Raw genomic sequence first — 14326 nt, 5'->3', positions numbered from 1 at the left:
CGGCTTCAAATGAAAAACTGTCCTCTTTTCCCATCTTATCCGTTTAAACTAAATTTGATATTCAATAGGATTGTGGTTCATTTAACTGGACGACCCGTTTACATTAACAACTAATAGCAATCAAATTTTATGAATGTATAAGGTAATAGCCGTCATTTTTTTACTTTTTGCTTTTTCATGTAGAAATTCTAATGAGGCCAAAGTCACGGTAGCAGTCTCGGCAAACATGCAATATGCCATGCAGGAAATCATTGAAAAATTCGAGGCTAAATATTCAATTAAAGTTGAGGCCTCTAGCAGTTCGTCCGGTATATTAACTACTCAAATTCGGCAAGGTGCACCTTTTGATATTTTTATGTCTGCCAATATGCTCTATCCATCCACACTATATAAGGAAGGACTTGCCGCCAGTAAGCCAAAAACCTATGCCCACGGAGCCTTGATCTTGTGGACTCTTAAAAGTTCGGTGGATCTGGACGGTGGATTAAATTGTTTACGACAAAATGAGATAGAAAAAATAGCCATAGCTAATTCTGAAATAGCTCCGTATGGCATAGCGGCACTGGAAGCTCTAAATAATGATTCATTATATGATCAGTTAAGAACCAAGTTTATTGTTGGAGAGAGCATTGGTCAGGTGAACCAATACATTCAATTGAAAGCCGTTGATATTGGCATCACTAGCAAATCGGTACTTTATTCCCCTCATGTAACAGAAAAAGGGAAAAGCATTGAGATTGACCAAAAGTTGTATGCCCCTATTGATCAGGGAATAGTTATACTAAAGCATGGAAAGGAGAACAATCTTATTCATGCGGAGTTATTTTATGATTTTATGTTTTCTGATGAAGTACGTAGTATTTTGTTCAACTTTGGGTACAATGTTAATTAGATGATAGAGTGGGGTCCCTTATTAATTACTTTAAAACTGGCGCTTACAACGACCTCATTATTATTTATAGTTGCGATTCCTTTCGCCTACTGGCTGGCTTATTCTGAGGCCAGAATTAAGTTCCTTTTTGAAGCATTGGTGGCACTGCCACTGGTTCTTCCTCCATCTGTTTTGGGTTTCTACCTTTTAGTTACATTTAGCAACAACAGTTCCATAGGTGCCTATTTAGCTCATCATTTTGATGTCAACATCCCTTTTACTTTCACTGGATTAGTTGTAGGCTCAATGATATATAGCTTACCCTTTATGGTTCAGCCTATTCAGGTTGGGTTTCAGAATCTGTCGCCATCACTCAAGGAAGCCTCCTATACATTGGGCAAATCCAGATGGCAAACGTTGATCAGAGTCCTCCTGCCAAATATCAAGACATCTTTACTTACAGGGATTGTTTTGTGTTTTGCCCATACCATCGGTGAGTTTGGAGTAGTACTCATGATCGGAGGAAATCTGGATGAAACGAGAGTCGCTTCTATAGCCATATATGATAGTGTAAACAGGCTGGATTATAGTGCCGCTCACACCTATTCTTTCATTCTCCTTCTTTTTAGCTTCACTATATTGATGCTGGTCTATCTTTTCAACAAAAAAGGATTTAGTTCTGTAAAATGATAACATTTGATTTACATAAGACCTTTGTTTCTCACGGCAAACGAGTTGGTATTCAACTCAAGGCTGAATGGGAACAGGGAAAAATCATGGCGCTCTATGGGAAATCAGGAGTGGGGAAGAGTAGTCTATTACGTATGCTTGCGGGACTGATGAAACCAGATAGCGGAGTAATATCTATAGATCATGAAATCTGGTACGACAGTTCTAAAAAAATAAATATCAAGGCCAACAAAAGAAATGTTGGGTTCTTGTTTCAGGATTATTCCCTTTTCCCCAATATGAATATTCTAAAAAATATTCGATATGGTGTGGAAGATAAGAACGACCATGAACTGGTTGAAAGAATCATTGATATCGCCGATCTGGGCGATTTACTGAAAAGAATGCCTGCTAGCTTGTCGGGAGGTCAACAACAACGCGTGGCATTGGCTCGTGCGATTGTCAGGAAACCCAAATTGTTACTTCTGGATGAACCGCTATCAGCACTTGATCCTGAAATGAGAATTAAACTCCAGGAGGAGATTCTGGCCTTCCAGGAAATTGTCAATACCTCGATCCTATTTGTAAGCCATGACTTGCCAGAGGTATTCAAGTTGTCTGACGAAGTATTGATTATGGAGAATGGTAGTTTTTCTCAAAGGGGTGCGGCATCAGATATTTTTGTTAAGGGTACCCAAACTATTGATACGATAGGCGAAGTATTGGCTGTAACTAAAACCAGTGACCAAACCTCTATGGCCATTATGATCGACGGCAAAGTGGTGAGTGTGAATTTGCCTGACAATACTATTTCTTGAAGTACCTTCTCGTCACAGCATCTGCTATAATCTAAAAAAAGGCGCAGTCCCAATAAGTAATCGGGATTACGCCTAGTCATTTCTTTTTATTCTGCACTCAGTTGGGACAAAAATTAAATTTTCAATTCTGATTGCTGCAATTTTGCAATCCTTTTATCTGATTTGTTTTTTTCAATAACGGAAATAAATTTGCTTCTTTTTACCTTCTTCAGATCGTTGAGCCAATTTTCAAAGTCTCCATAATAAGCGCTAAATCTATTCATGTCCCAAGACTTACTATCTTTTTGTATTTGCTCTAATATGACTTCTGCTTCTTTACTTGAAAGATATAAAGCTGAATAATATTTGACTTCATAGTATTCAGGTTCCTTCAATTGTTTTTTCACTAGCCCATTGTTAATCTGTGTATCAATTAATTTATAAAAAGAGGTGACATCTATTTCACCGTCAATATTAAATGCCAATTGATTCTTAACATCTGTAAATACCTCCTGAAGTATCGACAAACTATTCTTATAAGCTATTGAATATTGTAAATTCTTTTTATTAAAGAACTCAAAAAGCAAAACGGGATAGGTCATACAAGCCTTAAGATCACTTCCAGACGAATTCCCATAAAGCGGATACAGAACAAAATGCGGTCTATATTCATCAACTCTAGGTAATTTGATAATTTCTATTCCCATTATGAATGGTCCTACAACTTTATACAATTTATCTTGTGCATAAGCACAAAGCGTTGGAAATGCTTTAATCCATGTTTTAGCTGTTTCTTTTTTATCTGCAGAGCTTATTGGCATATTTCAAAACTTTTAACGTGGAATTACATTACCTGCACGATCGACAATATTAACCGGCAACCTCCAATGTCGAGAGTATTTGGTAAATTGAGAATTACTCATAAAAGGTCTACCAAACTTCCAATCATAAATAATACCATTTGTTTCATCCAAGACATCTAAAAAACCTCGCCCGTTTCGACCGTTAAAATAAACATTCGTTCGAAGCCCTCTATTTCCATAAATACCCTGATATCTTCTCAACAAATTAGTTGCATATGTATGCTTAGCCGTTCCAGCAAATCTTCCGGTACCTCCTACAGCCTTTTCAGCAAGTGTTGCCGACTTTGTAACTAACTGGTTATTTGTAAGTCCTTTCTTAGCAGTATTACTAGCAAGCAATAGTGCATCATCCGCAAAGACTCTAATACCGTCATCTATTAAATTAGTCGCTACTTTAGACGTCAATTGTGCAGACTTAGTCGCTGCGTTACCAATTCCTGAAGTCGTTATCAGTAGTGCTATTTCAAACTCAATATTGACAGGCTCTATTGCTCCTGTCGCTCGAGGAGAAACTATTTCACGAAAATAAATAAAATCAAAAATATCATACTCATAACTATGAGAATAAACACCGGTAAAGTTTTGACTATAGTAATCAGTAAAATATCCATTTTGCGCTACAACCTCATGAACTGGCAATCTCGTCCCTGCGCTAACGTGCCTGTTGTAAATAGCGGCATCAGTAAAGCCATAAAATCCGCTAATAGGGCTGTGTGCATCCTGATAATCCAATGCCCCGCTATACGATCCCGGAGCATAATAACTACCAGACTGATATCCCCAATTCGCCTCAATATTTCCTGAAAAGGTTAGTGGTGAATTGTCGAATGAGAAGGAATCCGACCAGGACAGTCCTTGTTCAAAGTGGCTCTCGCCTACAGACCACAAGTAATTCACTACTCCGGCTAACAACCATCCCCACTCTCCTGTAGGATCCACCATATTGACTGGATTGCCTCCTACATAAGAATATGGGGAGTGGAATTGTCCGGCAGGATCAGTTGCGTAGAACGTTGCCGTTTCCTCGTCGTACAATCGTGCGCGATAGTTGAATAGATCCAACTCCGGATCACGTTCTTGACCCGTGTATTGGTAGCTGATGTTCTCTGTACTAGGAGTGATCAATTCACTACCGTAGGCTGTGTATCCATGACCTTCTTCAGCCACATTGCTGCTGTTCATCACGACCCGAACCGAACCCAGGTGATCTTTAATCAAATATTTCCAACCTTCAGCACCTTGTTTACTGGCTACGAGTCCATTTGATCCATAGATGTAGGCATACTTAATTATAGATCCATCAGGCTCCTCATGGTACTCTACCAGGGGATAATCATTTTGCCCGTGGACATACAAAATCTTCTCTGAGTTGCTGGTTTTAAGTACACGCTGGTCACTGGCACCGTAATGAAACTCTCCACTCACCACAGATGTATAGGACGAGGTCAGATTGGTAAACGTGTCGTAGGTAAAGCTTAAACCCTTCTTGGTATTACCGACCGTATTGCCATTCGCGTCGTAGGTATAATCATCACCTGCTCCATCCCAGTTCTTAATTCGGTTGGTACCCGGGTAATAATTATAGGTATTGACCTGATTGCCCTGTGTGGGCATTTTTCGAGACGTAATGTTGCCATTGGCATCATACTGAACATTGAAGGCACCATTGATACTTGAATTTTCATTGGTCATGCGATTCAAACCATCGTAGCTATAGCTCATGGTATGATCCGGTATTAAGAGGGAACCGGCATATGAATGTGAAATTCTAGAGATCTTACCGGTATAATACCCACTCGGTGACCCATAGGCATTGCTCGTGTAGTCGATAGACTCACTGTAAGGGTTGCTATTTATACCTGTGAGCCAACCCAACTCGTTGTAGGTGTAGCCCACTGCGATGCTTCCATTGTTGAGCAAGGCATTGGCCAATTGGCCATGATCATCGTAGGAATAGGTGGCAAATAAATCCTGATCTCCAGGAATACCTATGGCTTGTATTCTTCCCAAAGCATCATAGGTATACCCCACTTCAAGTCCGTCTCCATAGTCCACACTCACTGTTCGACCAAGTGCATCATAAGTATAGCCTATGTCATAGAAGTTATCGTCAAAGCCTGTTGTTTTTTGCTTTTTATTGACCAGGTTACCACGGTCGTTATATTCGTACTCCTCTATTACTTCGGCTCCATTGCTTTCATGACCAGATACGCTTTCGAGACTGTAATTATTGATCGTGTGATCGGCATGCTCGGAGTACTCGAATTTACGTTTCCAAATCAATGGATTGGTTAGATTTTTTACTGAAAATACAGCCCCTGGCTTGATCCACGTACCTGGTTTTATAATTACATAGTCAGCCTTTGCAGTCATGTTAGACCCGGACTCAAAAGTGGTTGGATCTCCTGCACTATTTCCGAAATAAATATTCTTGCTTTTTACATCGTAAGTACCAGTGAAAGTACCATTCGCAAAAGTGAGCTCACTATCCGATAGAAGTGATGCGAAAGTTTCCTCATCCCATGCCGAGCTATAATTACCGTTCTGGGTAAGTCTACCCAACTCATCATAGATCCAATACAATACCATACCATCTGAGGCAGCCTGAGCATCTTGCATAAACCTCAGCCTACCTAATACATCATAATAATAACGTCTTACTCCAGTGTCTGGTCGATCTTCATAGACCAACTGACCCAAGCCATCATATTGCATGGTGGATACAAAATCATTGGCACTTCCATGAGGAGGGTTGTAATAATTCGGAGGTTTGATTTTAATGACATTCCCTTGTGCATCGTATTCATATCCAGTCTTGACATATGTACTTGCTCCAGTTTGTGAAGCTGTCATAATCACTCTCCCCAGTTTATCGTTTAAGACATAGGATGTATGTCCATCTTGATTTTCGGATTCTCTAACATAATACCTGCTTTCGGTATATCCTGGAAAGAGTCCCTTTACCGTTGCCGAAGCATTGCTCAGCATATAACTATCGGAAGTAGCTGTATGTCCGGAAGCCAGATTGAATGTGCTACCATACTGACCGATTTCTTTTTGTCGGCTCAATGGAGAATGCTCATATTTAACTTCTGCATATGGATAATTGCCACAATCGCTATTCAAAGTAGCTGCCAGGCCGCTCATTGCGCCGGTGGATGAATTGTAAATGGCAAAGTTGGAAATGAACTCTAGCTTCCCTGTGGTTTCGACCGGCTTAGTCGAGAGATGCGGTCTACCTGCATGATCGTAAAAGGTTTGAGAGATCATTCGCTTGTCATCTCCAGTTTCTTCCTGCGACTGTATCGTTTTACCATGGGCATCCACCCACGAGGTGGATTGAATTCCTTCTTCATAAACCAACAGGTTGTCAATCATCCAATCTGCAGCTGTACTCCCATAATTAAGGAATGTAATCTTCTGAATCCCAGAAGTAGGTTGTCTAAGAGGCTGGTCCTTCAGGAATATTCTTCCATCAATATAGTAATCAGCCCTATCCTGATCTAAATCGATTACGATTTTGATCCTATAACTTCTTAGATTGATTTCCGGAGCGCTTGAAATCGTATGCCAGACTGACCCATGATACGTCTGCCAGTTAGTACCATTAAATGCTGCCCAAATGGCATTTTCACTACTTCCCGGGCTACGACCATCAAAGTCACTCCCTCCAGCTGCAAAACCAAAATTCCAGCTCGACAGACTTGAAGAACTGCGGACATCAAATTCAACACTTACTGAGCCCTGGTACTCTTCTCCCAAATCATAATAGAAGGCATCAGGATTGCCGGAGCCTCCGCCAGGAGCAGCGGATATCAACTGGCCTAAAGCACTCGTCCAATTGGTGCCTTGTCCCGCATCGTACTCAATCCAATCTTTATTTATTTCAAAATCATCATAAAATGCATTTTCTCCTAAAATACTGGTACTTGTGCTTAGATCCGGAGTGGCTGAGTTATAAACATTCGTCAATCGAAATGATGATGCATGGGTCCCAATTGGTTTGCCATAGCCATCTATGGTGGCTACCACCTGGTTTCGATCATTAAACAGAGCTTTACCAGTTAACCCACTTGGAGCGGTTGCATTTTTCTCAAGTTTAGTTGTAGGGTCAATTGATTTGGAAGTGCACGATGCATCTGCCGGATAAATACGAATGTTGTCATATTCTATATCGGCACTAAACCCTTGGAAGAGAACATGACCATTGCCAGAGGATTCTGTCAATCCAAGCTCTTTAGTTCCATTCACATATAATTTTATATCACCTCCCTCTTTAACAATCCGGATATGATTCCATTCGAATGGATCGATACTTAATGTTTTAGTATCCAGGCTTCCTCCAACTCGTTGAAGTGTAATCTGCCCATTCGCGTTAACATCAGCCTTAATGGTATTACTCGATACAAGGCTCACGCTGGAAATGCCGGCTCCATCCTCAAATCGAAGATTGTACTCTACAATTGTATTACCGACATATGTTATATCCGGAACTACCTGATCGGCGCTTCCACCATCGAGTATCATTGTTCCATTGGTCGTTTGCTCAGGCTCAATATCCAACATACCCGGCCAGCCATCCAGAGCAGATCCATCTTCAAAATCTTCGTAAAAAACTTCATTCGACCGCGCATTGACAAATGTGGCCAGTGGGACAGAAGCATTGAACCCGTAAACTGTGGTCGAAAAAACTCCATCTAAGCCTCTGGCCTCTGTCACATTCCCAAAAGCGTCTCGGGCATAAATCTCTTGCGTCGTTATCGTACCGGAACCTTCCAGCTCTCTATATGGAGTGGAAGAGGCCACATAGGGAGTAATTTCGGATTGAATTCGTAATCCCTCACTCACAGGGGTGCCCTCACCGTACAAATTGTAATGACTGGCATACTGACGAGAAATAATATTCGTCCCGTCTTCTGTAAACTGTCCCAAAGGAAAAGTGAGAATGTTTCGGTTAGTCAATTTATCAGCTTCCCCTTCACGATTCTGTCCTTCATTCGCATAAATGATGTGCGTAGTCAGCGTTTGCTCTATATTATTATGGTCATTATTTGTAGTGGCAACCGTGGAAGTCAGTCCGAAGTCATTGTATGTTGTGGTAGTTTCCGTGATCAATCCATCCAAACTCGAAATTCTATAAGTTGGCCTTATATAATATGAATTTCCGATGCCTGCCCCCAGGTTTTCCGTGATCACATCATACGTAGTAGAAACTCTAGTGACCGCGTTCATGTCAGCATCGTATTCAAACTTCGATGTGACCAAGCCTTCTGTAGCAGCTACCCCATCTTGATTGAAGAAAAAAGTTGTGAAACCTAATGGCAAACCTGCCTGACGATATGCGACATCCGTGCTTCCACCAAAAGTGATCACGCCTCCTGAAGAAGATGGAACTGAGGTGATATTACTATAGGTTCCAGGCATGATAGAAGTATTACCGAACCTAGCGGACTGTCCATTTGGCATCATTTGCCCATCTCGGTATTCAATGGCTACATAAACGGCATCAACACCGTCTATCGCATGGCCATCATTGTGAGTGACTTTCGTGACTGCATAAGCCGTCTGCGTGCCTGAGATGTTTTCATTTACGGCCCGATGCAATTTGATTGAGCTTACTTCATCTAACTTTTGTAGTCGAAAGTTTAGGTTCTCTAAAACCACCTCGTAGTATGAAGCAATCGAAAAATTCCCAACTAGATTGGATATGTCATTGTTCTCTTCAAACTCCTGACTAAATGAGCGTCTGAATCCAAGTTCAATGGGACCATTCAAAAAAGCTCCACTTTTATAAAACTGTACAGCAGAGTACCGGCTATTATAAATCAGTACTGGGTCAGTCGTGTCCAGATAGCTTCGATAGGCAGTGAAATTTGCGCCGTGTCTGATTTCATTTCCGCTGGAATAGTAACCCGCGTTGCTGGTCAAGACGTTGGCAGCGGATAGTGCTCCGTCCGGTTCAAAGAAATAAATTTGATTATTTAGGGATAACATATCGTTTCCTATCCTGGAATAAGACCAGGCATCATAGCGGGTGCTGTTCCACCATTCGGTATTGGCATCCCAAGTTTTTACGTAGAATCTATTTTCATCATCAACATCTCCATAGATGTACCGATCAGATCCCATAGCTACATCGTTCAAATTGCCATCGAAACGGTTCATTGAACTGCTCTTCCAGGTACCCCCTCCGTCCGGTGAGTATTTGTAATGTAATACTTCCTCTGGGTCTGCGGTAATCATCTGATCGTGATTAGTCAGGACGTAGTTCTCGTCCAAATGGGCATTAGGAACCTCATTATCGAACGAGTTCATGCTGTTTGCGGCAAGAAACCCGGTTTCAGAAAGGTTGTATACATCATAGTGATACCGCACACCATTATCATAATCCCACACAACTTCATATAATTTGGCCTGTCTGGTGAAAAATCGTTCGTCAATCACATTCGTCCACTGGCCGCATTGGTAACTAGAAGCACCCGTCGTCCAGTTGTAGTTCAAATCATTATCCAAATTATAGCTCCATGGTACAAAGCAAGGCTCATAAGAGTCAGACCAATCCACAATATAATTTCCAACTCCCTTACATACATCACTCCATCTATTGGTGTAAGGTGAGTATTGTGTATTCCAGGTGGCTGGACAGGGCGGGTTACAATTATTGTCGATGAAATTTTGTGCATCATTTGTATATGCCATGTGAAGCTTTAGCTCCTCCCAACCACCTCCGGCTTTCATGACCCCGATATTATTCCAGGTTCCTTCCGAACATTTAGTGGGGTTGGCAATGCAATACTCAATCATCTGAAATTCGTAGTTAAATTCCTGACGCAATACTGGATGCGGGTTGTATTTGATACTATTGTTCGTAACCGTCTCTTCGGACTGAATAATAAATGAGCTTCCGGAAGTTTTTATTTCAATATTGCTAAAGCCCTGGATGCCTGAGTTAATTACAGAGCTGGTATTCCAGTTATTATCCTGATCAAGAAAGTAGCTGTATATCTTGCCATCTGAATTGTTATGTGTTACTAGGGTACTCTGATAGGCTGCTGCTTTATATTCACCCAAGCCTCTATTGACATAAGAGTAGATCCAATCATCACTTGTTCTCACATATCGATATAGACTTCTGTTTTCTACTGACACGGCAACAAATTTTTCTCCCACCACAAGATCAGCATTCACACCATTTCCCAGATAAATTCCCTCTTCATGTAAGGCCCATTGATTCACAGAGTTTTCAAGTTTATAGCCTATGGCTATTTTTCCAATGTCCTTTGATGTGGTAAAAAATATGGCGAAAAAATCATCTCTCACTTCCACGTCAAAAGACTGCTCTCCATTGGTCCTGGGAATAGTAGCTCCACTGTACTGCGTTATCTCCTGATCGATTACTTTTACCCACTTACCAGTCCAATAGTAACATTGCAACCAAACCTTATCCGACACATCATTGTACCAGGTGATCACACTATAATTGTCTGCATGCCATATCCTTGGGTCATCATATCCCGACGGAGCATTTACCGTGATCTCTCTATCCGAATTTGGAATTGCGATTGTACTAAATTCATAAGAGGTTATCGCACCAGCTGGACTTGTTTGAGAAAATAAAATGCCTTTATGAGCTGCGCTTAATGTGTAGGCAAAACTTGTCGGTGAAGAAATTTGCCCTTTGTCATTGTATCTTTTGATCTTACTTAGTAATCTCTTTTCATTATCGGCGCCATCATTAACTGCGGTATATTCAAAGGTAACCTGATGCGATATTCTACAATCAGATGAAATTATTCCATTGGTTTCCGTGATTGGGCATGAGCCCTGGGCAAGCGTTGGATATTCAATCACAGAACTTTTAGCATCTATGATCGTACCAACGTGGTCTACGTGTGACACCAAATGGCTTTGGTCTATCACTGCCACAGATTTAAGATATCGGGTGCCATACATTTCCTGATAGGCATCTGGATTGGTGGTATCTTCTGCCCTCTCAGTATGAGGATCGGCATATTCATTGGAATCCTTTTCTAAATAAGCAAGAACTATTTTGTGCCCTAAGTTGCCCTCAATTGATTTCAAATAAGTGGCTTTCGTATAAAGTTGAGTTGAGCCCTGAACTCGTTCTGTTACCTTATCATAGGTATAATTTACCTGATCACCATAGATGTTTTCGCGGCGATTTAGACACCAACTAACACTCATCACTTGCCTGTTAGTAGGTTCTCTGGACTGTCCTATCCAATTACCCCATTTTATAATGGTTTGCTTTGCATCCTCATTTTGGCCGTAAAAATATTTTGTTCCATCCTCCTTTATTACTTCCCAATAGTCAGCCATATGATAGTATGTGACCTTCCAAAACATCTGACTAAAAGTGCTATAGGTCCAGGTGGTTGCATCTCCTCCGGTTTTCAGCAGCTTGTTTCCATTGATATAGAACTCATCATCTAACCTTGAGCCTGTCCCTTTATGATCACAGCTGATTTTATCGAGTCCTATGGACCAGCCTAAACCCAGCACGCCTGTGGATGCCTGTAGATTACGTACATCTACTTTGTCCCTGACCCCGGCTGAATTGTAACTGGCGCTTACACTCGCTCCCAGTCCATTACGTCCTGGAATAGTCGCAAGAGTCACTGGAATGTTAATTTCTCCAGTGTTAAGATTTATATTATTGCTGGCACTTCCAGCCATACTCATTGCTCCACTGCCTTTAGGTTGAGAAAGTACCTGAGAAGGTCCCTGTGCTTTGGTAGCCTCAAAAGTAAAAAAGGCGATTAAAGTCAATAAATAGTATTTAAAGAACGCAGATCTACCTAAAATGTAATTATTAAGCTTTAAAAACATAATTCGATGATATTTTGATGATGTGGACTTCATTGTTTTAGCATTTCGGTTGCTCGAGCGATTAATTTTCTTTCTGAGTACTATTTTTTCTTTAATACATCAATTTTCTTTTTCATTTCAACCAAATGCAAGGTCAGATCCTCCATTTTCTTAGCAAGAGCATGTTCATTTAAAAGTGAGAGTCCGCATAGAATTAACATGCAGTATGGTCTAGGCATAGAGTTGATAATCATTGGAGATTGCTGGTAATCGAGTTATTATAATTTTATATGTGTTAATGTCTGTTTTCACAAAAGGTCAACACCTTGAAGTAAAATTCTTTAATCGTATGAAAAAAATAAGATGAACGCTTGGGTTTCGTCGTCCCGGAAGGACATAAGTGGCACATATAATTACTTCTAATTTAATTATTACACGTAGGCAGGCCGAAACAAATAAAGAGTAATTTTTCTCAAAAATATGCTGATGCGATGTTAAAACTTATGATGGAGAAATAAAAAATAAAACCACTGAAAATCTGTGATTATTGAAGGTTTTCCAACCAGCGAATGAACATATCAACGTTATTTTTAAGCAAGTTCCAACCCTTCGAGGAATTGCAAACAACAAGAATTTATCTGTTAAGGCGTCCACCAGACAATCTCGATGTAGTTGTTTCAATAATGCTAAATAGGATTAACCAGTCCTAAACAACCCTTTCCAAGTCCCCTTCATACGATTGTACTTGATTGTACTCGGCAATGATTTCCAAAAATATTTACTGGTCTCCACCGAAAAAGACGGCTGCATATAGCAATTAATCGTACAACCTTCGCATGCAGGCAGTCTGCCTTCAGTTGCAATTTGTTGCTGAACTTCGGAGCTATGGTACAACTCTTCTAAGTCACCACCTATGGTAAACGACTTTTCACCTAAATGATAACAAGGCAGAATCAATTCATTTTCCGGACTAATTACTAACGTGGTACTGGCAGCTTTGCAGATTGGATTGTTGATGTGGTTTCCGCCATCTCGCCTCAAATCGATGAAGGCCTGATTTATGAATATATTTTCCTTTCTTCCCCAGGCTTCCAATTCATCAAGTGTCTCATTGGACAGGTGATCGCCTACCTGGTTGTATTCAAAAGCCGGATTGAGAATAAGTACTAGATTGTTGGGCAGACATATCTGTTCATATACCTCTTTGATATCAGTTTTGTTCTCCTCAAATACCGTGAATAAAATATCCGGCCGTTCGCCTAAGCTCTTGGCAAGGGCTATGGATTCCATGACAAAATCGAAACACTGCACACCCCTCATAGAATCATGTTTATCTCTATCAGCTGTATCCAGACTAAAGTGTAACATGTCTACCTTACCTTTTAGTCTTTTGGCAAACTTCGGATAAAGCAACCCATTAGTTGTTAAAGTTGTTAAGAATTTCAACTCTTTTGCCAACTCGAAAAATTGATCAATTTGCTGATGAAGCAGAGGCTCGCCTCCGGTAAAATCAATGACCTTTACACCTAGCTTTTTAAGTGCTATTAGATTTTCCCTGACATTATCCAGTGTTACATAAGGAGAAGGTTTTTCCCAAATGTCACAAAACCCACACTTGGCATTGCAGCGATAGGTTACATAATAGTTGCAGAGTACGGGATGTTTGATCAGTCTCATCCCGATTGATTATTTTTTGCTCGAATTTTCGAATATTCCCGTGATCGTAAGAGAAGACGATCGGATTTTATAGAAGAGCGTACATTGACCACAAGTGGTTTCTCGCATTCCCGGATAACTTGATTCTATACCTCCAAAATTATAATTAGACAGGAACTTAACATTAGAGCGAATCAAAAAAGCCAGTTTCTTACATTCATTTTTATGACCATCTCTTTTGAAATATTTTTCCAAAATTTTCTGTCTTTCTTCCCGGGCTGTGTTTGTCCAAATTACTTGTTTAGCCATTCGTCTTCATCCACCTGGATATGTTTTTCAGATATCACTGTTTTGCCTGCCATTTCTGCCTCACTCAGCTCTAGCAGTTTTACTTGGGTAACAGTTAGTTTAATTGGTTTTTTTTCTTCTCTCACAATTCCCGAGGCGTCCACATCTTTTAGCAACTGTGCCAATTCAAAGTCATCTCTGTCCTTTTCGCTGATCTTCTTTGCTTCTATCTCCAATGATGTCAAAAGTTCCAGCACATACTGTAGCTCTTTTTCGGTTTTGGGGCTTATGAGAATAGAATCCATTAACCAAAATTATGGATTTTATTTGAAACAAAAGAACAGCAACAGTTC

Annotated in this window: 8 protein-coding genes; 3 read left to right on the top strand and 5 right to left on the bottom strand. The window is 40.5% G+C overall.

Going from position 1 to position 14326, the window contains the following annotated elements; all coding sequences use genetic code 11:
* Positions 1 to 133 precede the first annotated feature (133 nt).
* Genes modA through ABJD64_RS04560 form a run of 3 tightly spaced genes read left to right on the top strand, consistent with a single transcriptional unit; the run spans position 134 to position 2358 of the window.
* Positions 134 to 892 carry a molybdate ABC transporter substrate-binding protein gene (gene modA / locus ABJD64_RS04570; RefSeq protein ID WP_348177866.1) on the top strand — a complete coding sequence of 253 codons (759 nt, stop codon included), beginning with the start codon at positions 134 to 136 and terminating at the stop codon, positions 890 to 892.
* Complete coding sequence (modB, locus tag ABJD64_RS04565; RefSeq protein WP_348177863.1) at positions 893 to 1561, top strand: molybdate ABC transporter permease subunit; 669 nt, start codon at positions 893 to 895, stop codon at positions 1559 to 1561.
* The gene (locus ABJD64_RS04560) at positions 1558 to 2358 is read left to right on the top strand and encodes an ABC transporter ATP-binding protein (protein WP_348177861.1); all 801 of its coding nucleotides are present in this window, start codon (positions 1558 to 1560) and stop codon (positions 2356 to 2358) included. The genes modB and ABJD64_RS04560 overlap by 4 nt, the downstream gene beginning before the upstream one ends.
* A 113-nt stretch (positions 2359 to 2471) precedes the next feature.
* Here ABJD64_RS04560 and ABJD64_RS04555 read toward each other — a convergent pair whose 3' ends face one another.
* From ABJD64_RS04555 to ABJD64_RS04535, 5 genes are all read right to left on the bottom strand, one after another.
* Positions 2472 to 3158, bottom strand: a complete 687-nt coding sequence (locus ABJD64_RS04555; RefSeq protein ID WP_348177859.1) for a hypothetical protein — start codon at positions 3156 to 3158, stop codon at positions 2472 to 2474.
* Between the two features lie 12 nt (positions 3159 to 3170).
* Positions 3171 to 11990: an RHS repeat-associated core domain-containing protein gene (locus tag ABJD64_RS04550; RefSeq protein ID WP_348208191.1), complete on the bottom strand. Its 8820-nt coding sequence runs from the start codon at positions 11988 to 11990 to the stop codon at positions 3171 to 3173.
* A gap of 735 nt (positions 11991 to 12725) precedes the next feature.
* Positions 12726 to 13706 carry a radical SAM protein gene (locus tag ABJD64_RS04545; RefSeq protein WP_348177855.1) on the bottom strand — a complete coding sequence of 327 codons (981 nt, stop codon included), beginning with the start codon at positions 13704 to 13706 and terminating at the stop codon, positions 12726 to 12728.
* Between the two features lie 9 nt (positions 13707 to 13715).
* Positions 13716 to 13994: a hypothetical protein gene (locus ABJD64_RS04540; RefSeq protein ID WP_348195203.1), complete on the bottom strand. Its 279-nt coding sequence runs from the start codon at positions 13992 to 13994 to the stop codon at positions 13716 to 13718.
* On the bottom strand, positions 13979 to 14278 hold the full coding sequence (locus ABJD64_RS04535) for a hypothetical protein (protein WP_348177853.1): 300 nt from the start codon (positions 14276 to 14278) through the stop codon (positions 13979 to 13981). The genes ABJD64_RS04540 and ABJD64_RS04535 overlap by 16 nt, the downstream gene beginning before the upstream one ends.
* Positions 14279 to 14326 lie beyond the last annotated feature (48 nt).

Source organism: Reichenbachiella sp. (assembly GCF_039944555.1).
Taxonomy (GTDB): Bacteria; Bacteroidota; Bacteroidia; order Cytophagales; family Cyclobacteriaceae; genus Reichenbachiella.
Note: the sequence above shows the minus strand (reverse complement) of the source record. Positions and strands in the feature narration are given on the sequence as shown.

What these genes read in the sequence shown, in the direction of transcription:
- modB (WP_348177863.1), top strand. Translation starts at nt 893, where the DNA reads ATGATAGAGTGGGGTCCCTTATTAATTACTTTAAAACTGGCGCTTACA.
- ABJD64_RS04560 (WP_348177861.1), top strand. Translation starts at nt 1,558, where the DNA reads ATGATAACATTTGATTTACATAAGACCTTTGTTTCTCACGGCAAACGA.
- ABJD64_RS04545 (WP_348177855.1), bottom strand. Translation starts at nt 13,706, where the DNA reads ATGAGACTGATCAAACATCCCGTACTCTGCAACTATTATGTAACCTAT.
- modA (WP_348177866.1), top strand. Translation starts at nt 134, where the DNA reads ATGTATAAGGTAATAGCCGTCATTTTTTTACTTTTTGCTTTTTCATGT.
- ABJD64_RS04535 (WP_348177853.1), bottom strand. Translation starts at nt 14,278, where the DNA reads ATGGATTCTATTCTCATAAGCCCCAAAACCGAAAAAGAGCTACAGTAT.
- ABJD64_RS04555 (WP_348177859.1), bottom strand. Translation starts at nt 3,158, where the DNA reads ATGCCAATAAGCTCTGCAGATAAAAAAGAAACAGCTAAAACATGGATT.
- ABJD64_RS04540 (WP_348195203.1), bottom strand. Translation starts at nt 13,994, where the DNA reads ATGGCTAAACAAGTAATTTGGACAAACACAGCCCGGGAAGAAAGACAG.